The organism is Thiothrix winogradskyi, assembly GCF_021650935.1.
Classification (GTDB): domain Bacteria; phylum Pseudomonadota; class Gammaproteobacteria; order Thiotrichales; family Thiotrichaceae; genus Thiothrix; species Thiothrix winogradskyi.
The window spans coordinates 1,541,777-1,560,031 of record NZ_CP091244.1 but is presented as its reverse complement, the minus strand read 5'-3'; the positions used below and the strand labels follow the sequence as shown (position 1 = coordinate 1,560,031).

Genomic DNA, 18,255 nt, shown 5'->3' with positions numbered 1-18,255 from the left:
CAATCAGGTGGTTTTTCCGCATTTTTGCTGTTTTTTCGGGAATTTCTCCATCAAATGGGCACAACTCCGCCCTCTTTGAGTGAACAAAGCCGCCGCAAGTTATACACGGTTGCCTTAATGCTGAGGCCGAATACTGCCCGTGCCAACCCGATGCTGCGGATGGCTTTGCCTCCCATCGCACAGATTGACCCAAACACATGCTCAACCCGTGCGCGGGGTCTGGCGATGCGGGTGTTGCGGCGCTTCTGGCAGTCGGATTGCGGCTTGCCTTTCTTGGCTTTGTGCTGGATGTGTAACCGCCAGCTACCTTGGTTGAGGCGTTGTTCACGGGATTGGTCTTCGTAACCTTTGTCCGCCCATACGTCACGGCTGGTGTTGGCTCGGTCAAGCACCGCTTCAAAATGGTTGGTGTCATGTTCTTTGGCGGTGCTGATGTGGTGTTTGCGGATGAGTTTGTATTTCCGATCGGCACTGATACTGAGTTTGTAGCCGTGGTAACTTTTACCGTGTTTTTTCGTCCAGCTTGCTTCCGTATCCTTTTGGCGACGTTGGGCAGGTGTCCAGTCAGCAGGTGTTGCCGCTTGTTCCAACAGCGCTTTTTCTTCTTTGTGGAAATGTTGTTTAGGGGCTTCCACCAGCGTGGCATCAACGATTTGACCACCACGGGCAATAAAACCGTGTTGTTGTAATTGCCGTTGGACGGCATCAAACAGGGCATCCGCACCACCTGCCGCACTGATCCGTTCACGGAATACCCACAAGGTATTGGCATCCGGGATCGTGCTGGAATGACGCAGGCCACAAAACCGTTGGAACGACAGCCGGTCAAGCAATTGGTATTCCAATGCCTCGTCCGACAGGTTGTACAGGTGTTGCAACACCAAGACCCGTACCATCAGTTCCGTTGGGTAGGGTGGACGGCCTCCTCGCTTGTCACTGGGGCGTGGGGCGATGTGGTCGATTTCTCCTGCCAAGGCGACAAAGTTGACGTGCTGGTTCAGGGTGGACAGCAGGTCGCCCTTGCGGTCGAGTTTCTGTTCACGCTCTTCGGCGGCAAACAGACTGGTTTTGATGGCACTTTTCTTGGGCATGGCTAGTAACGGGGCGGTGGCTCAGATGAGCATTTTCTCACATTTGTGTGGGTATCAGTGGGTTTTTAGAGGTTCCCGACAGTCTGGTGGATGCGATTGGCGGTCTGCAAGCGCGTGCCATGCTGGTCAGCTACAAACCGTTGCCGGATTACGACATGCAACGCGCCAAAGACTTACGCATCAAGGTGCTGCATGGCACACAACTGCAACAACTGCGTAGCCATTTGGAGCAATGGATACAGCCTAACTGACAAGCTTGTCATTGCCGACTTCTTCCCCTGTTTGCGGCATGATATTGCAAAGACCCTCACCCCAACCCCTCTCCCATAGGTAGAGGGGCTAAGAAAAACAAGCTCTTGCTCCCCCTCTACCTCCGGGAGAGGGGGCTGGGGGGTGAGGGTTCTTACAGGCTAATCCAAAACAGGGGCTACCATGCAAACACTGCTCGACATTATCACCACCATCCTCGACCCGCTCGGTATCGTTATCGGGCTGATCCTCGCCATTCCAGTATTTTGGACCTGGTATCAAGTGGTGTGGGGCAATCGCCGCCGTTACCACCACTACCTGCAAGCGATCCGCACGGCTCCGGGCAATCGCCCTGCCATCCTCATTATCGACTTATTGCCGGGGCGCAATATCCGTGCGGCAGTGGAAAACTATTGCCAGCAACACGCCAACCTTGCCGCGATTCCGCGTGAACGGGTTTTTTACCTGCAACGTGACGGGCTGGGCGTGTATCAGCTCGATGCGTTCAAAGCCAGTGTGCGCCAGCAAGTCGGGGAAATGTACGCACAAGGGGTTGACCGCATTCACTACTTCCACGCAGGCCCCAGCATGGCAGCAGCAATGGTCGGCGCGGAACTCAGCAACGGTTGCCCGGTATTGTTGTATCACTATGAAGGCAATGGTTATCACGGGTTTGGCTTGCTGAAACTGCCCGCCTCACCCGCGTTTAGTGGGGTGGAATATGGCGGATAGTCAGCGGGTGTTGTACCTCGCGGCTTATGACGTGAGTGACGCGGGGCGGCTGCGGGCGGCGTTGCATTGCGTGCGGGCGTATGCCACGGGTGGGCAGAAATCGGTGCATGAGGTGTGGTTGACGGCTGCGGAAAAAGGCGAGTTGCTGGGCGATATGAGCTTTATTCTGCATGACGCTGACGACAGTTTCCTGCTGATTCGGCTGGATGCGCGGCAGACGGTGCATACGCTGGGGCTGGGGGTCGCGCCGGTTGACCCGGATTGGTTTTATTTGGGGTGAAGAAAATCCCCCTCAGTCCCCCTTTTTCAAAGGGGGAAGCCAAGAATCGAGTATCACCTTCTTGTTCCCCCCTTTGAAAAAGGGGGGTTAGGGGGGATTTAACGGAGGTAACGATGACGACGTTATATATCGACCATAAGAATGCTTCGTTGGAAGTGGAAGGCGCAACGTTGGTGGCGCGGTTGGGTGAGGTGCGTCAGCGCCCGGTGCCGTTGGCGTTGCTGGAGCGGGTGGTGTGCCTTGCGAATGTGCAATTGGATACCAGTGTGTTGGGGACATTGGCGGAACACGGGATTGCGTTCAGTGTGGCGAGTCAGCGTAAGCCGCAGCGGCGGGCGGTGTTGCTGGGGAGTGGGCATAACGATGCCAGCATTCGTTTGCTGCATTACCGGCTGGCGCAGGATTCGACCTGGCGGCTGGCGTTTACGCGACAGGTGTTGGCGGCGAAATTCGCGGCACACTTGCGCTTGTTGGATGAGATGCTGGTGGATCGGGCGGATCAGCGTAAGGCGCTGACGGATGCGCAGCAGCAATTGCGGGCGCAATTGGCGAATCTGGAAAACGCCGAGAATTTGGCATCGTTGCTGGGGATGGAAGGCGCGGCGGCGCGGGCAATGTTTGGCGCATTCGCGGCGGTGTTGCCTGCGGCGTTGGGGTTTGCGGGGCGTAAGCGGCGTCCGCCGCCTGACCCGGTGAATGCTACCTTATCGTTGGCGTATACCTTGCTGCATAACCGCGCAGTGCAGATTATCCATACGCATGGGCTGGAGCCGTTGCTGGGGTTTTATCACGAAACCAGTTTCGGGCGGGAATCGTTAGCGTCGGATTTGATCGAGGTGTGGCGACCGCACATTGATGCGTGGGTGTGGGAGTGTTTTCGTACCCAAACCTTGCGCGAACACCATTTCAAGACGGATGTGAACGGCTGCTTTTTGGATAAGGCGGGGCGGCAGGTGTTTTTTGCGAGTTTGGAAACGCGCTTGCGTCCGTTGGGGCGGGCGATGCGCTGGCAGGTGCGGGGCTTGATCAAAGCGATGCGGGAATGGGAGGGGGAATCTTATGCGTAAACCGTTGTATTTGGATGTGGCGCAGGCGAATGCGGTGGGCTTGGATGAGGTGGCGTTGCGGGTGCAAGCGCATGAGCAGGCGGATAGCTTTTACCCGTTACGGCGCATTTCACGGGTGGTAGTAACGGGCAAGGTGGAGTGGGAAACGGCAGCGTTGTTGGCGTGTTTGGAATACGGGATTCCGGTGGCGTTTCGCGGGCGCGATGGGGTGTTGGTGGGGCATTGTTTGAGTGACCGCAGCAGCCAAATTTCGTTGGAGGCGTTGTTGCACGCTTGTGCGGATGATGCAATGGGTGATGCGCTGTATCAGCAGTGGCGGGTGCATGAGGAAAGCCGTTGGGTGCAGCGTATGGCGCGGGCTTGCCAACGTCCGTTACTGGGGTCGGTGGCGCAGCGGGTGATGGCGCAGGTGGAACCGTTGGTGCAGGCGCAGTTGCCGTGCCGGTTTGCGGTGTTTGTGGCGCAGTTGCAAGCGCCGATTGCCAGCCATGTGAGTGAAGTGCTGGCGGTGTATGGGTTTAGTGACAATATCCAGTTGCCGTTGACGCGGCGGGTGCATCTGTCGCGGGATGTGGAAAAGCTGTTGCTGCTGGAGGCGTATTGGCTGGCAGTGCGTGGCGATGTGCCGCAGGTGTTTGCGGATAAGGGTTTGCGTTACAGCATGGTGCATTTTTACGAAACGCATCACGGGCATTTTGAGGAACGCGCACGGGTGGCGTTGAATCGCTTGTGGCGCTTGTTGAAACATCAGGAGGCGGACTAATGGCGCATCGACGTTTGCCGCATATTATTGCGTATGACATTGCCAACCCCAAGCGGTTGGGGCGGGTGCACCGTTATTTGAAGAAGATTGCGTTGCCGTTGCAGTATTCGGTGTTTTTGATTGAGCTGGATGGGGAACGGCGCGAGAAGGTGTTGAAGCATTTGCGCACCTTGATCCACCCCAAGCAGGATGATATTCGGGTGTACCCCTTGCCGAATGAACCGGAATGGGTGACGTTGGGCAAGCCGTTGTGGGATGACGGCGTGCTGCTGACGGGGGCGAAGTTGCCTGCACAACTGCGCTATAATCGGGATACGTTGTGAGATTCCCCCCCATCCCCAACCCATCCCAGCCGCTTAAGCGCGGCGCTTCGCCCCCCGCAAGGGGTGAAGGGAGCAAGATCAGCCGCTGGTGACGATGTATTACCGCGATGCAGAAACGGGTTGGGAAGTGGCACGATTTGATGATCTGGAACAAGTGCTAACCCTACCCTGCCCTAGCTGCACATTGACACTGGCTGACATTTACGAAGGGATTGATTTTACCCAGCCTGCTGAATAATCCTTCCATTTGCTGCTAAATCATTGTAAAATCAACTCACTAACACGCAAAACCTGAGCGTGTCGCTTCTTTAAAAACTCATCTTGTTGCATTTTCGTCCAAGACAACTTTTTATACAGTGAATTTCCTGCTAAGGGTCTCTGTAACCCACTGATTCAAAAGGCTGATTAGACACGAGCCTTCTGAAGACCGCCCTGATTTAAAAGGGATTAAGACACTTCCGAAGTTTCGACATCGCTCTCAACGTCTTCTGAAGACCGCCCTGATTTAAAAGGGATTAAGACTAGTGTCACGGCATAACTCACAGTTTTTGGTTTATTCTGAAGACCGCCCTGATTTAAAAGGGATTAAGACTCTTGTTTTCTTGCCGCTGCAATGTCTAGTGGGTTTCTGAAGACCGCCCTGATTTAAAAGGGATTAAGACCGTATTCGATGCGACTATCGTGCATTTTGGTCGATTCTGAAGACCGCCCTGATTTAAAAGGGATTAAGACTTCCTTAATCAAATCGTTTAATTAATCGTTTAGTGTTCTGAAGACCGCCCTGATTTAAAAGGGATTAAGACCAAATTTTACAGGTTCATTAATTACTTCCAACTTTTTCTGAAGACCGCCCTGATTTAAAAGGGATTAAGACTTAGCAGGGTTGATGCTGTGCACAATTATGATTTCTGAAGACCGCCCTGATTTAAAAGGGATTAAGACAGTACCATTTGTCGGCATCCGTGCGGTTATGTCTTTCTGAAGACCGCCCTGATTTAAAAGGGATTAAGACGATTGTGTCGAAGATAGCCATGATAGTAATCTCTTCTGAAGACCGCCCTGATTTAAAAGGGATTAAGACTTAGCTTTGTATACCAAGTCAGCTGCTGACCAAGGTTCTGAAGACCGCCCTGATTTAAAAGGGATTAAGACAGCGACGCTATAGCGCTTTTAAGACTTGTAATGGTTCTGAAGACCGCCCTGATTTAAAAGGGATTAAGACCCATACGCGGATTAGATTAAGAGTGGATTATATTTCTGAAGACCGCCCTGATTTAAAAGGGATTAAGACGACGCATGCCGGCCAATACGACATCTTGAACATTCTGAAGACCGCCCTGATTTAAAAGGGATTAAGACGTAACTGGCCTCTACAAGGTCCTCAAACTTTTCTTTTCTGAAGACCGCCCTGATTTAAAAGGGATTAAGACTTAGGGCTATTGGTTGATTCAATCCGGTGGATTTTTCTGAAGACCGCCCTGATTTAAAAGGGATTAAGACATTCGATACCGTTAATGTGCTCAAACTTTGCTTCTGAAGACCGCCCTGATTTAAAAGGGATTAAGACGATTTGTGCAAAGATAGCCATAAATAAATGTCTTCTGAAGACCGCCCTGATTTAAAAGGGATTAAGACCTTTTGTAAGTGTGTAAGTGTTTTGGCTAGGTTGTTCTGAAGACCGCCCTGATTTAAAAGGGATTAAGACATTTACAGGGATTTAGAATCCCCAAGGAAATTCTGAAGACCGCCCTGATTTAAAAGGGATTAAGACTGGTCTAATCCTTTACCATTGGATTTTCCCCAAAATTCTGAAGACCGCCCTGATTTAAAAGGGATTAAGACATCTGTTTCATTAATCATTCTCCTTTTATTATTCTGAAGACCGCCCTGATTTAAAAGGGATTAAGACTTAGCCTCCACCCGTTGGCGAAGGGCGTGTGCCACTTCTGAAGACCGCCCTGATTTAAAAGGGATTAAGACTTAGATAACCAGCTTAGATTCGACGCTTTTAACCCGTTCTGAAGACCGCCCTGATTTAAAAGGGATTAAGACCATACCGGAAAAATGTTTAACCGAAAATTGCCGCTTCTGAAGACCGCCCTGATTTAAAAGAGTATCGTCTTGAGGTCAACAAAAAATCCATAGGGATTTTTTATTGACCCCGCTATTGAATACCCTACATCGTTGGTGAAAATACCTGCTGGTTCTTCAACACACCAAAACAAATATGCACCAGCTTACGCATGGCAGCCGTCATAGCCGCCCGTTGGTGTTTCTTTTGATCCAGCAATTTGCGGTAAAACTTTTGAACAATGGGATTGTGAGTAATCGCCGCTACCACTGGCATAAACAGCTTGCCACGTAACTCAGGATCCCCCCGCCGTGAAATACGCGGACGCTTAAATACGCTGGTTCCTGACGTTCGCTCCACCGGCACTAAGCCCATGAACGCGGCAACTTGTGAGGCTTTGGTGAAGTCCCTGCTACGTATGAGTGCAATCATTCGTTGCGCTGTCAACGCCCCAACACCGGGGATGGTAGCCAACAATTTCTGGTCGTGTTTCAAACCGGGGTGACGGTCAATATGGTCGTCGATTTGGTCACGAATCGTTTGCATCGACTGCTTGAGGAATTCAATGGATTCATCCAACGACTCTTTGACGGTTTTCGGGTAGCGTTCGCGTAGTTGCAAGGTATCCAGACGATTTTCTTCTTGCTGCATGGTCGCTTGCAGAGTATCAAGCCGGTCTAGCAATGCATGTAACTGCCTGATTTCCAATGGTGCGGGTTGCCAAATCCGTGGATTCATCACCAGACCAAAACGCGCCAGCATGACGCTATCCTTACGGTCATTCTTCGACAAATTGCCCAAACTCGCCGCAAAATCACTCACCTGTTTAGCGTTAACCAGACAAACTTGGCAGCCGTGATCATGCAGATACAACGCCACCCCTTCATGGTAAATATTGGTCGGTTCTAGCGTAATCCGTAGCCGTTCAACCGTTACTCCCGTGTTTTTCAACAGCCAATCCAGCAGTTCTTCATAGCCTTTAGGGTGATTAGGCAGGCTCTTGGGCTTCACCTGCAAGGGCTGCAACTGGCGCAACCAAGCAATTTGCAACTTGTCTTTCGCCACATCTATGCCGATGGATACAACAGTGTCTGTCATGGGACTACTCCTTGTGGTTGACGCTATCCTGATCAAAAAGCGGTTTGCTCATGCCATCCTATTGTGCAATCTTTCAGCGGCTTCCCTTGTAGAATACAGCCTCAACCCGTGCTATTTTTAGCGATGGGTGGACTCAAGTATCGTCCAGCCTGATCTCCTGAAAAATGGAAGGTCGGTTCCTCTTCTCACAGGCTCGAAGCCTCGGATTAAGACCAACTCTGACCTTCCGACTGCGCAACCTCTTCCGCTCTTTAACAGTTTAGCTTATCGGAAATTCTATGCTTTAAAGATACAAGGGATTAAGACATAGACTTGTATTTGTGTGTTATGACGGTTGCTTCTGAAGACCGCCCTGATTTAAAAGGGATTAAGACGCGTATTCACCTGTTCTAACAATCGTTTTCAATTTTCTGAAGACCGCCCTGATTTAAAAGGGATTAAGACCTCTGTTTTGCCAGCGTTTCCAGTTCCGCCAGTTTCTGAAGACCGCCCTGATTTAAAAGGGATTAAGACAAATATTGAGCATGTTAACCTGACCATCAATCAGATTCTGAAGACCGCCCTGATTTAAAAGGGATTAAGACCATTCTTTATTCTGCATATATGTATAGATAGTTTCTGAAGACCGCCCTGATTTAAAAGGGATTAAGACAAGATACATAAACGCCACACTGTTAAGCACCATTCTGAAGACCGCCCTGATTTAAAAGGGATTAAGACATAAACATTCCTATAGATGACAGGATAATACTTAATTCTGAAGACCGCCCTGATTTAAAAGGGATTAAGACTATATCAGGGGAAAGCTACACGCTTTCACAATGTTCTGAAGACCGCCCTGATTTAAAAGAGTATCGTCTTGAGGTCAACAAAAAATCCATAGGGATTTTTTATTGACCCCGCTATTGAATACCCTACATCGTTGGTGAAAATACCTGCTGGTTCTTCAACACACCAAAACAAATATGCACCAGCTTACGCATGGCAGCCGTCATAGCCGCCCGTTGGTGTTTCTTTTGATCCAGCAATTTGCGGTAAAACTTTTGAACAATGGGATTGTGAGTAATCGCCGCTACCACTGGCATAAACAGCTTGCCACGTAACTCAGGATCCCCCCGCCGTGAAATACGCGGACGCTTAAATACGCTGGTTCCTGACGTTCGCTCCACCGGCACTAAGCCCATGAACGCGGCAACTTGTGAGGCTTTGGTGAAGTCCCTGCTACGTATGAGTGCAATCATTCGTTGCGCTGTCAACGCCCCAACACCGGGGATGGTAGCCAACAATTTCTGGTCGTGTTTCAAACCGGGGTGACGGTCAATATGGTCGTCGATTTGGTCACGAATCGTTTGCATCGACTGCTTGAGGAATTCAATGGATTCATCCAACGACTCTTTGACGGTTTTCGGGTAGCGTTCGCGTAGTTGCAAGGTATCCAGACGATTTTCTTCTTGCTGCATGGTCGCTTGCAGAGTATCAAGCCGGTCTAGCAATGCATGTAACTGCCTGATTTCCAATGGTGCGGGTTGCCAAATCCGTGGATTCATCACCAGACCAAAACGCGCCAGCATGACGCTATCCTTACGGTCATTCTTCGACAAATTGCCCAAACTCGCCGCAAAATCACTCACCTGTTTAGCGTTAACCAGACAAACTTGGCAGCCGTGATCATGCAGATACAACGCCACCCCTTCATGGTAAATATTGGTCGGTTCTAGCGTAATCCGTAGCCGTTCAACCGTTACTCCCGTGTTTTTCAACAGCCAATCCAGCAGTTCTTCATAGCCTTTAGGGTGATTAGGCAGGCTCTTGGGCTTCACCTGCAAGGGCTGCAACTGGCGCAACCAAGCAATTTGCAACTTGTCTTTCGCCACATCTATGCCGATGGATACAACAGTGTCTGTCATGGGACTACTCCTTGTGGTTGACGCTATCCTGATCAAAAAGCGGTTTGCTCATGCCATCCTATTGTGCAATCTTTCAGCGGCTTCCCTTGTAGAATACAGCCTCAACCCGTGCTATTTTTAGCGATGGGTGGACTCAAGTATCGTCCAGCCTGATCTCCTGAAAAATGGAAGGTCGGTTCCTCTTCTCACAGGCTCGAAGCCTCGGATTAAGACCAACTCTGACCTTCCGACTGCGCAACCTCTTCCGCTCTTTAACAGTTTAGCTTATCGGAAATTCTATGCTTTAAAGATACAAGGGATTAAGACAGCGTCAGCACCACCATCACAGTGACAGTCGATTTCTGAAGACCGCCCTGATTTAAAAGGGATTAAGACCAACCGTACACGATTCTGTGCGTCAATGTAGGGCTTCTGAAGACCGCCCTGATTTAAAAGGGATTAAGACCTCCAATGGTGATTGATTTAAAAAAGAAGAATTTCTGAAGACCGCCCTGATTTAAAAGGGATTAAGACCCCTCGAAGTTGCTGTCTACCGTCTTTCTCATTCTGAAGACCGCCCTGATTTAAAAGGGATTAAGACCCCCCCAAGACATCGGGCTTTTACGCATAGTAGTTTCTGAAGACCGCCCTGATTTAAAAGGGATTAAGACAATCTCTGCTGACACATCATCAGGACTCCAGCCTTTCTGAAGACCGCCCTGATTTAAAAGGGATTAAGACGAAATAGCCGCTTCAATGGCCTTGTTCTGCTTATTCTGAAGACCGCCCTGATTTAAAAGGGATTAAGACAATAACTCATCAGGGCTAGTATGAACTTTTTAACTTCTGAAGACCGCCCTGATTTAAAAGGGATTAAGACTACTTCCAACATGGTCTAATCCTCGAATTGTGTTATTCTGAAGACCGCCCTGATTTAAAAGGGATTAAGACTGCACCTCTCTTGTGCATTATGGGAAGTGGAATTTTCTGAAGACCGCCCTGATTTAAAAGGGATTAAGACCGTTCGATTCGTCTGATCTCATGCCCAAATAATTTTCTGAAGACCGCCCTGATTTAAAAGGGATTAAGACCTTGCTATTTCTGGCTTTCTTTGTTGGGAATTGTTCTGAAGACCGCCCTGATTTAAAAGAGTATCGTCTTGAGGTCAACAAAAAATCCATAGGGATTTTTTATTGACCCCGCTATTGAATACCCTACATCGTTGGTGAAAATACCTGCTGGTTCTTCAACACACCAAAACAAATATGCACCAGCTTACGCATGGCAGCCGTCATAGCCGCCCGTTGGTGTTTCTTTTGATCCAGCAATTTGCGGTAAAACTTTTGAACAATGGGATTGTGAGTAATCGCCGCTACCACTGGCATAAACAGCTTGCCACGTAACTCAGGATCCCCCGCCGTGAAATACGCGGACGCTTAAATACGCTGGTTCCTGACGTTCGCTCCACCGGCACTAAGCCCATGAACGCGGCAACTTGTGAGGCTTTGGTGAAGTCCCTGCTACGTATGAGTGCAATCATTCGTTGCGCTGTCAACGCCCCAACACCGGGGATGGTAGCCAACAATTTCTGGTCGTGTTTCAAACCGGGGTGACGGTCAATATGGTCGTCGATTTGGTCACGAATCGTTTGCATCGACTGCTTGAGGAATTCAATGGATTCATCCAACGACTCTTTGACGGTTTTCGGGTAGCGTTCGCGTAGTTGCAAGGTATCCAGACGATTTTCTTCTTGCTGCATGGTCGCTTGCAGAGTATCAAGCCGGTCTAGCAATGCATGTAACTGCCTGATTTCCAATGGTGCGGGTTGCCAAATCCGTGGATTCATCACCAGACCAAAACGCGCCAGCATGACGCTATCCTTACGGTCATTCTTCGACAAATTGCCCAAACTCGCCGCAAAATCACTCACCTGTTTAGCGTTAACCAGACAAACTTGGCAGCCGTGATCATGCAGATACAACGCCACCCTTCATGGTAAATATTGGTCGGTTCTAGCGTAATCCGTAGCCGTTCAACCGTTACTCCCGTGTTTTTCAACAGCCAATCCAGCAGTTCTTCATAGCCTTTAGGGTGATTAGGCAGGCTCTTGGGCTTCACCTGCAAGGGCTGCAACTGGCGCAACCAAGCAATTTGCAACTTGTCTTTCGCCACATCTATGCCGATGGATACAACAGTGTCTGTCATGGGACTACTCCTTGTGGTTGACGCTATCCTGATCAAAAAGCGGTTTGCTCATGCCATCCTATTGTGCAATCTTTCAGCGGCTTCCCTTGTAGAATACAGCCTCAACCCGTGCTATTTTTAGCGATGGGTGGACTCAAGTATCGTCCAGCCTGATCTCCTGAAAAATGGAAGGTCGGTTCCTCTTCTCACAGGCTCGAAGCCTCGGATTAAGACCAACTCTGACCTTCCGACTGCGCAACCTCTTCCGCTCTTTAACAGTTTAGCTTATCGGAAATTCTATGCTTTAAAGATACAAGGGATTAAGACCCATTCTGGCAGTGATGGGTGAAGGCAATGACCATTCTGAAGACCGCCCTGATTTAAAAGGGATCAAAATCATCAACGTAGGGGCAATTCATGAATTGCCCCTACACTCTCAATACCACCATCATTTAATATATCTGAACCATGATTTTTAGGATTAAAGGATTACCATGAAAGAACCCACTCTGTAATCCTACCAATCCTGTCATCCCAAAAATCCCAGTTCAAGACAAAAGCGACTAGTTCTGAAGACCGCCCTGATTTAAAAGGGATTAAAATCATCAACGTAGGGGCAATTCATGAATTGCCCCTACTCTCAATACCACCATAATTTAATATATCTGAACCATGATTTTTAGGATTAAAGGATCACCATGAAAGAACCCTCTCTGTAATCTTACCAATCCTGTCATCCCAAAAATCCCAGTTCAAGACAAAAGCAACTAGTTCTGAAAACCGCCCTGATTTAAAATGAATTAAAACCATCAACGTAGGGGCAATTCATGAATTGCCCCTACACTCTCAATACCACCATCATTTAATATATCTGAACCATGATTTTTAGGATTAAAGGATTACCATGAAAGAACCCACTCTGTAATCCTACCAATCCTGTCATCCCAAAAATCCCAGTTCAAGACAAAAAGCGGCTACAAGAATGTCGGACTAAAGTCCAACCTACGAGACACGCGCTTAAATTAATCGTTGTACCCTATACACCCCTCGCCCCCACTGCTATCATTAGTTTAATTTATTAAAAAACAACACGGGGCATCTCATGGGAACGCGCATACCCTTTATCCTCTCCGGTGCGATTTTCGCAGGCATTGGCTTATTCTGGGTACTCAGCACCGCGATTGAATCGTTTGGCATTTACCAAACCCTCGCCAGCATAGTGCTAACCCTCGCCAGCATAGTGCTAACCCTCGCCAGCATAGTGCTAACCCTCGCCAGCATAGTGCTAACCCTCGCCAGCATAGTGCTAACCCTCGCCCTCGCGGTGTTCTACCGCATCGGCTACAGCGACGGCAAACACGCCTGCTACATGAACGCCAAACCCGGTCAAAGCTCCACCCCACAACGTCAAGAACCGCGCATTTAAGATTAACGCACCCGATTCCACGACCAGTACCGGAAAACTTATTTGCTGCAATGCAGCAAATTTGTTAGCCTAGTGTGAACCCTAAGTCCTATAGCAGCGTCTAACCTCACAAGCTGCCTATCAACCAGGCTAACCAAACAAGGTACTGACATGAAAAACTACGTTGTCATCGGCGAAAAATGGAAACGCGCCATCGTTTTCACCAGTGAATATTATGCCGATATGTATATCACCAAAAACTGCCCCGGGGTGTGTTGCCACAAATACACCGAAGCCGACTTCAACGCACAATTCGGCAGTTATGCCAACAAGGTACTCGAATACGGTGTGAACGCTTACAACGCCCAAATGCTCATCATCATCGGCGACGACTGACAAGCCTGCCAAACTGCCTTTTCGGCAACACTACGCCTATACTCCGACCACCGAGTAATCACAGGGCGCAATTATGCAAACCATCATGCAGGCACAAATCCACAAGGAACGCCGTGCAATGGAAAAGCATTGGGGGCAGAACGCGAAAAGCAGTTAGAGCGGGTGGTCAGCAGCACGACCGGTATATACGGCGCGTTGCAAGGCATTATCGGTCACACTATGCGGGTAGTGGCAGCGTTGGAATTTGACGACGAATAGGCAAAAAATTACCCGCTACAAGAGCGGGCAATGGAGGAGAAGTGGATCAGGTCGCAAGAGAGAGGAGAGGAGGAGTTACACCCTGACCCACTGTCAAACTCGTTAAATTAAGCAGCTTTAGCTTTTGCAGCCGCTTTCTTAGTAGCTTCAACAGTCTTGTCAGCCGCTTCTTTAGTCATTTCAACAACTTCAGCAGAAGCTTTTTCAACAGCTTCAGTAGTCTTTTCTACCGCTTCAGTTGCTGCTTTCTTGCCAGCTTCTACTGCTTGCTCAGCACCTGCTTGAGTGTACTTTGCAGCTTCTTCCATGATAGCAGTCAGTTCGTCACGAACCGCTGTCAGCATTTCAGTTGCTTCACGCATGTTAGCAACCCATTTTTCGCCACAAGAGCGAGTAACGTCTTGTTGCAGTGCGTTCAGTTCGCCCAGGTCTTTAACCTTGGTAGCAGCTTCAGCGTTCTTAGTGCCCATTTCAACACAAGACTTAACCAGGTCAGCTTGCTTGGTAGCCAGTGTTTCAAACGTTTTCATGTTCAGTTCGCCGATTTTCTTGGCAGAAGCCATAGCGCTGTCACTGAATTGTTTTACGATGTTCATCATTTCGTTTTGCATGTCATATCTCCTAGGGGGTCTAAATGTCGGTTTAATCTCTTAATGCGTTTCTGCATTTGATGCAGTGCACAATAACGCTTTCCTGAAACACTGTCAACGACTTTTTTGCTGCACTGCAACAAAAAAGTAAAGTTTCATCAGAGAATAGGCAAAAAATTACCCGCTACAAGAGCGGGCAATGGAGGAGAAGTGGGTCAGGTCGCAAGAGAGAGGAGAGGAGGAGTTACACCCTGACCCACTGTCAAACTCGTTAAATTAAGCAGCTTTAGCTTTTGCAGCAGCTTTCTTAGTAGCTTCAACAGTCTTGTCAGCAGCTTCTTTAGTCATTTCAACAACTTCAGCAGATGCTTTCTCAACAGCTTCGGTAGTTTTTTCAACAGCTTCAGTCGCTGCTTTCTTGCCAGCTTCTACAGCTTGCTCAGCACCTGCTTGCGTGTACTTAGCAGCTTCTTCCATGATGGCAGTCAGTTCGTCACGAACTGAAGTCAGCATTTCAGTTGCTTCACGCATGTTAGCAACCCATTTTTCGCCACAAGTGCGAGTAACGTCTTGTTGCAGAGCGTTCAGTTCAGTGATGTCTTTCACTTTAGTTGCTGCTTCTGCGTTCTTAGTGCCCATTTCAACACAAGACTTAACCAGGTCAGCTTGCTTGGTAGCCAGTGTTTCAAACGTTTTCATGTTCAGTTCGCCGATTTTCTTAGCAGAAGCCATAGCGCTGTCACTGAATTGTTTTACGATGTTCATCATTTCGTTTTGCATGTCATATCTCCTAGTGTGTTTATTTCGGTTTAATCTCTTAATGCGTTTCTGCATTTGATGCAGTGCACAATATCGCTTTCCTGAAACACTGTCAACGGCTTTTTGTTGCAATGCAGCAAAATAATGAAGTTTGATGATTTCGTAAGCCTTTAGTGCGTCTGGGGCGATTATTGAGGCATAATAACAGCGTATTTCTGTCGGGTTTACCCTTGTCAACTTTTAGGAAATTAGCCTATGAATACCCCCTCTACTAGCCAGCCCACTGACAAATCATTCGACGTTGCCAAATTGCAGGACAATATCCGCCAGTTCGGTGAATTGCTCGGTGAAGTGATTAAAGAACAGGAAGGCGAAGCGGTTTACGCCACTATCGAAAAACTGCGGCGTGGCTACATCCGCCTGCGCAAAAGCAATGACACTGAAACCCGCAACGAGCTGATGGCACTGATCGACGAGCTGGACGTGGACATGCTAGAACAGGTTATTCGCGCCTTCAACACTTTCTACCTGATTACCAATATCGTCGAAGAAGACTTCCAGCATCTGGAGCGTCGCCGCGAAGTGCAACAGGCCAAAACCCACCTGTGGAAAGGCTCGGCTCGCCGCACCGTGTTCGAGCTGCAACAGGAAGGGCTGACCGCCAAGGAATTGCAATTCCTGCTTGACCAGATGCGTTACATCCCAGTATTCACCGCGCACCCGACCGAAGCCCGCCGCCGTACCATGATGGACATCCAGCGCCGTATCTTTCTGGTGATCGACCAAATGGGTTCGCCCTTGGCGGGGGAGGATGAACACCATTCCCTGTTGCGCCAACTCAAGGCACAAATTCAGATATTGTGGCGCACCAATGAAGTACGCACCCGCAAACCCACGGTCGAGGATGAAATCCGCTACGGCCTGTATTACTTCCGCGAAAGCCTGTTTGACGCCATCCCCATGCTGTACCGCTACTTTGAGCGGGCGGTACGCATGACCTATGGTTCGGGCAAGATTAACGTCCCCAGCTTCCTGCGCTTCGGCTCATGGATTGGTGGCGACCGCGACGGCAACCCGTTCGTTACCCCGGCACTCACTCGCCGCGCCATCCGTATGCAGATGCAGGTAGCCTTGGCAGAATACATCCAGCGGGTCGGCGCACTGCGCACCATCCTGTCACATTCGAGCGAATTCATTACCCCCACCGCTGCTTTTACGGAACATCTGGCACAGGAAAATGCCCGCTGGGCCGACCGGGTATTTGCCAACGCTCCGGTCACGTTCCATCAGGAACCTTACCGCCGCCTGCTCAGCCTGATGCGTTACAAATTACGCCAGACCCTGCAAACCGTGGATACCCGCCTGCAACGTGAAAACACCCCGCTGCCCGCCACCGCTTACACCGATGTCAGCGAATTCCTGCACGAATTGAACCTGATCAACGCTTCCTTGCGCAGTCACAATGACCACGTGATTGCCGGGCGCGAACTCAAAGATCTCATCCGTCTAGTCGAAACGTGTGGCTTTGGCCTGTTCAAACTCGACATCCGGCAGGAGTCCACCATCCATACCGACACGGTGGCGGAAGTCCTGCACCACAATGACCTGTGCCACAACTATCAGGAACTGAGTGAAGCCGAACGCATGGAATTGCTGGGCGAGTTGCTGTTACGCCCGCGCCTGCCCCTGCCGCCCCGCCCCAAACTCAGCGATAAGGCTGCCGAAACCCTGGAAATTTTCGACAGCATGGTGGAAATGCGCATCGAAGCCGGTACAGGTATCTTCGGCACTTACGTCATCTCCATGACCCATAACGCCAGCCATGTGATGGAAGTGATGCTGCTGGCACGCATGGCAGGACTGATCGGCTACGACGCGAACCGTCACCTGTACTGTAATATCTTGGTTTCGCCCTTGTTTGAAACCATCGAAGACCTGAAACACATCAGCAGCGTCCTCACTAGTTTGCTGGAAAATAAAACCTACCGTACTTTGTTGGAAGCAGCGGACAACTTGCAGGAAGTCATGCTGGGTTATTCCGACTCGTGCAAGGATGGCGGCATCCTCGCTTCCAACTGGAACCTGTACAATGCGCAGAAGCAAGTCATTGCCCTCACCGACGCTTACGGCGTGACCTGCCGCCTGTTCCACGGGCGTGGCGGCACAGTCGGACGCGGCGGCGGCCCGACCCACGATGCCATTCTGGCACAACCCCCCGGCACGGTTTACGGGCAAATCAAGTTCACCGAACAAGGTGAAGTGCTGGCCACCAAATACAGCAATGTCGAAACCGCCGCCTATGAACTCAGCATGGGGGCAACCGGCTTATTGAAAGCCAGCCTTGGTTTGCTGAAAAAACAGGAGGTCTACCCGGAAGAATTCCACCGCGCCATGCATGACATAGCCGCTACGGGCGAACAAAGCTATCGCCAGTTGACCGACTGGACACCGGGACTGATGGATTATTTCTACGAAGCCACCCCGGTGCAGGAAATTGCCCTGCTCAACATCGGTTCGCGCCCCTCACACCGCAAAAAAACGGTGCGTGACAAAGGCTCAATCCGCGCGATTCCGTGGGTATTTGGTTGGGCGCAATCACGCCACACCTTGCCCGCGTGGTATGGCATCGGCACTGCGTTAAGCACGTTCCGCGCCGCCCACCCCGACAATGGTGTACTGCTGGAACGCATGTATCAGGAATGGCCTGCGTTCCGCGCCCTGCTCAGCAATACCCAGATGGCACTGTATAAAGGTGAAATGGATACTGCCCGCGAATACGCGGAACTGGCGGAAAATCAGGAAAGTGCCCAACAGATTTTTGCTGACATCCGGGGCGAATACGAGCGCACGGTAGCGGAAATATTGGGTGTGGCACGCATCAATGAGTTGATGGAAGAAACGCCGCTGCTGCAATATTCGCTGCAACGCCGCGACCCTTACCTTGACCCACTGAACCACATCCAGATCACGCTGATACGGCGGCATCGGCAGTATGTGCAGGAAACGGGGAGTACCGATTCGCCTTGGTTGCCGACGCTGTTGCGGACGATTAATGCGATTGCGGCGGGGATGCGGAATACGGGGTAAGCCCATCCCAATTTGC

Annotated in this window: 19 protein-coding genes and 3 CRISPR repeat arrays; of the genes, 11 read left to right on the top strand and 8 right to left on the bottom strand. The window is 50.0% G+C overall.

Going from position 1 to position 18,255, the window contains the following annotated elements; all coding sequences use genetic code 11:
* Positions 1–50: 50 nt before the first annotated feature.
* Positions 51–1,091, bottom strand: coding sequence for an IS5 family transposase (locus L2Y54_RS07860; protein WP_236497341.1), 1,041 nt, complete (start codon positions 1,089–1,091; stop codon positions 51–53).
* 47 nt (positions 1,092–1,138) lie between these two features.
* On the opposite strand from L2Y54_RS07860, the gene L2Y54_RS07855 reads away from it, so the two are divergent.
* The 7 genes from L2Y54_RS07855 to L2Y54_RS07825 all read left to right on the top strand — a co-directional run bounded on the left by L2Y54_RS07855 (position 1,139) and on the right by L2Y54_RS07825 (position 4,743).
* On the top strand, positions 1,139–1,342 hold the full coding sequence (locus L2Y54_RS07855; RefSeq protein ID WP_236501276.1) for a Card1-like endonuclease domain-containing protein: 204 nt from the start codon (positions 1,139–1,141) through the stop codon (positions 1,340–1,342).
* Positions 1,343–1,523: 181 nt separating this feature from the next.
* The gene (locus L2Y54_RS07850) at positions 1,524–2,072 is read left to right on the top strand and encodes a hypothetical protein (protein ID WP_236501275.1); all 549 of its coding nucleotides are present in this window, start codon (positions 1,524–1,526) and stop codon (positions 2,070–2,072) included.
* Positions 2,062–2,352, top strand: coding sequence for a CRISPR-associated endonuclease Cas2 (locus tag L2Y54_RS07845; protein ID WP_236501274.1), 291 nt, complete (start codon positions 2,062–2,064; stop codon positions 2,350–2,352). Before L2Y54_RS07850 ends, L2Y54_RS07845 begins: the two co-directional genes overlap by 11 nt.
* 113 nt (positions 2,353–2,465) lie before the next feature.
* Entirely contained in the window at positions 2,466–3,419 is a 954-nt protein-coding gene (gene cas1, locus L2Y54_RS07840) for a CRISPR-associated endonuclease Cas1 (protein WP_236501273.1), read from the top strand.
* Positions 3,412–4,182, top strand: a complete 771-nt coding sequence (locus L2Y54_RS07835; RefSeq protein WP_236501272.1) for a CRISPR-associated endonuclease Cas1 — start codon at positions 3,412–3,414, stop codon at positions 4,180–4,182. Before cas1 ends, L2Y54_RS07835 begins: the two co-directional genes overlap by 8 nt.
* Positions 4,182–4,505, top strand: a complete 324-nt coding sequence (gene cas2, locus L2Y54_RS07830; RefSeq protein WP_236501270.1) for a CRISPR-associated endonuclease Cas2 — start codon at positions 4,182–4,184, stop codon at positions 4,503–4,505. Before L2Y54_RS07835 ends, cas2 begins: the two co-directional genes overlap by 1 nt.
* A gap of 88 nt (positions 4,506–4,593) precedes the next feature.
* Positions 4,594–4,743 carry a hypothetical protein gene (locus L2Y54_RS07825; RefSeq protein WP_236501268.1) on the top strand — a complete coding sequence of 50 codons (150 nt, stop codon included), beginning with the start codon at positions 4,594–4,596 and terminating at the stop codon, positions 4,741–4,743.
* A gap of 180 nt (positions 4,744–4,923) precedes the next feature.
* Positions 4,924–6,557: a CRISPR direct-repeat array (repeat unit 36 nt; unit sequence TTCTGAAGACCGCCCTGATTTAAAAGGGATTAAGAC).
* 124 nt (positions 6,558–6,681) lie between these two features.
* Here L2Y54_RS07825 and L2Y54_RS07820 read toward each other — a convergent pair.
* From L2Y54_RS07820 to L2Y54_RS07800, 5 genes are all read right to left on the bottom strand, one after another.
* Positions 6,682–7,674, bottom strand: a complete 993-nt coding sequence (locus L2Y54_RS07820) for an IS110 family RNA-guided transposase (RefSeq protein WP_236497681.1) — start codon at positions 7,672–7,674, stop codon at positions 6,682–6,684.
* A 338-nt stretch (positions 7,675–8,012) separates the two neighbouring features.
* Positions 8,013–8,465: direct repeats of the CRISPR family, unit length 36 nt; unit sequence TTCTGAAGACCGCCCTGATTTAAAAGGGATTAAGAC.
* A gap of 123 nt (positions 8,466–8,588) precedes the next feature.
* Entirely contained in the window at positions 8,589–9,581 is a 993-nt protein-coding gene (locus L2Y54_RS07815) for an IS110 family RNA-guided transposase (RefSeq protein WP_236497681.1), read from the bottom strand.
* A gap of 339 nt (positions 9,582–9,920) precedes the next feature.
* Positions 9,921–10,651: a CRISPR direct-repeat array (repeat unit 36 nt; unit sequence TTCTGAAGACCGCCCTGATTTAAAAGGGATTAAGAC).
* A 123-nt stretch (positions 10,652–10,774) separates the two neighbouring features.
* Positions 10,775–10,945, bottom strand: a complete 171-nt coding sequence (locus tag L2Y54_RS07810) for a hypothetical protein (protein WP_236501266.1) — start codon at positions 10,943–10,945, stop codon at positions 10,775–10,777.
* A complete protein-coding gene (locus L2Y54_RS07805) occupies positions 10,933–11,490 on the bottom strand; it encodes a transposase (RefSeq protein ID WP_236501264.1) in 558 nt (185 codons plus the stop codon). The genes L2Y54_RS07810 and L2Y54_RS07805 overlap by 13 nt, the downstream gene beginning before the upstream one ends.
* A complete protein-coding gene (locus L2Y54_RS07800; protein ID WP_236501263.1) occupies positions 11,487–11,765 on the bottom strand; it encodes a hypothetical protein in 279 nt (92 codons plus the stop codon). Before L2Y54_RS07800 ends, L2Y54_RS07805 begins: the two co-directional genes overlap by 4 nt.
* A gap of 1,081 nt (positions 11,766–12,846) precedes the next feature.
* Between L2Y54_RS07800 and L2Y54_RS07795 the strand changes: the two genes are divergently transcribed.
* The 3 genes from L2Y54_RS07795 to L2Y54_RS21690 all read left to right on the top strand — a co-directional run bounded on the left by L2Y54_RS07795 (position 12,847) and on the right by L2Y54_RS21690 (position 13,803).
* The gene (locus tag L2Y54_RS07795) at positions 12,847–13,170 is read left to right on the top strand and encodes a hypothetical protein (RefSeq protein ID WP_236501262.1); all 324 of its coding nucleotides are present in this window, start codon (positions 12,847–12,849) and stop codon (positions 13,168–13,170) included.
* 150 nt (positions 13,171–13,320) lie between these two features.
* On the top strand, positions 13,321–13,545 hold the full coding sequence (locus tag L2Y54_RS07790) for a hypothetical protein (RefSeq protein WP_236501261.1): 225 nt from the start codon (positions 13,321–13,323) through the stop codon (positions 13,543–13,545).
* Positions 13,546–13,674: 129 nt separating this feature from the next.
* Positions 13,675–13,803 (top strand): hypothetical protein, encoded by a 129-nt coding sequence (locus tag L2Y54_RS21690; protein ID WP_255697904.1) that lies wholly within the window; start codon positions 13,675–13,677, stop codon positions 13,801–13,803.
* Between the two features lie 107 nt (positions 13,804–13,910).
* Here the strand turns inward: L2Y54_RS21690 and L2Y54_RS07785 are convergent, their stop codons facing one another.
* Positions 13,911–14,414, bottom strand: a complete 504-nt coding sequence (locus L2Y54_RS07785) for a phasin family protein (RefSeq protein ID WP_236501260.1) — start codon at positions 14,412–14,414, stop codon at positions 13,911–13,913.
* Between the two features lie 255 nt (positions 14,415–14,669).
* Complete coding sequence (locus L2Y54_RS07780; RefSeq protein ID WP_236501259.1) at positions 14,670–15,173, bottom strand: phasin family protein; 504 nt, start codon at positions 15,171–15,173, stop codon at positions 14,670–14,672.
* A 234-nt stretch (positions 15,174–15,407) separates the two neighbouring features.
* Here L2Y54_RS07780 and ppc point away from each other — a divergent pair, with 234 nt between their 5' ends.
* Positions 15,408–18,239, top strand: a complete 2,832-nt coding sequence (gene ppc / locus L2Y54_RS07775) for a phosphoenolpyruvate carboxylase (protein ID WP_236501258.1) — start codon at positions 15,408–15,410, stop codon at positions 18,237–18,239.
* Positions 18,240–18,255: the final 16 nt, after the last annotated feature.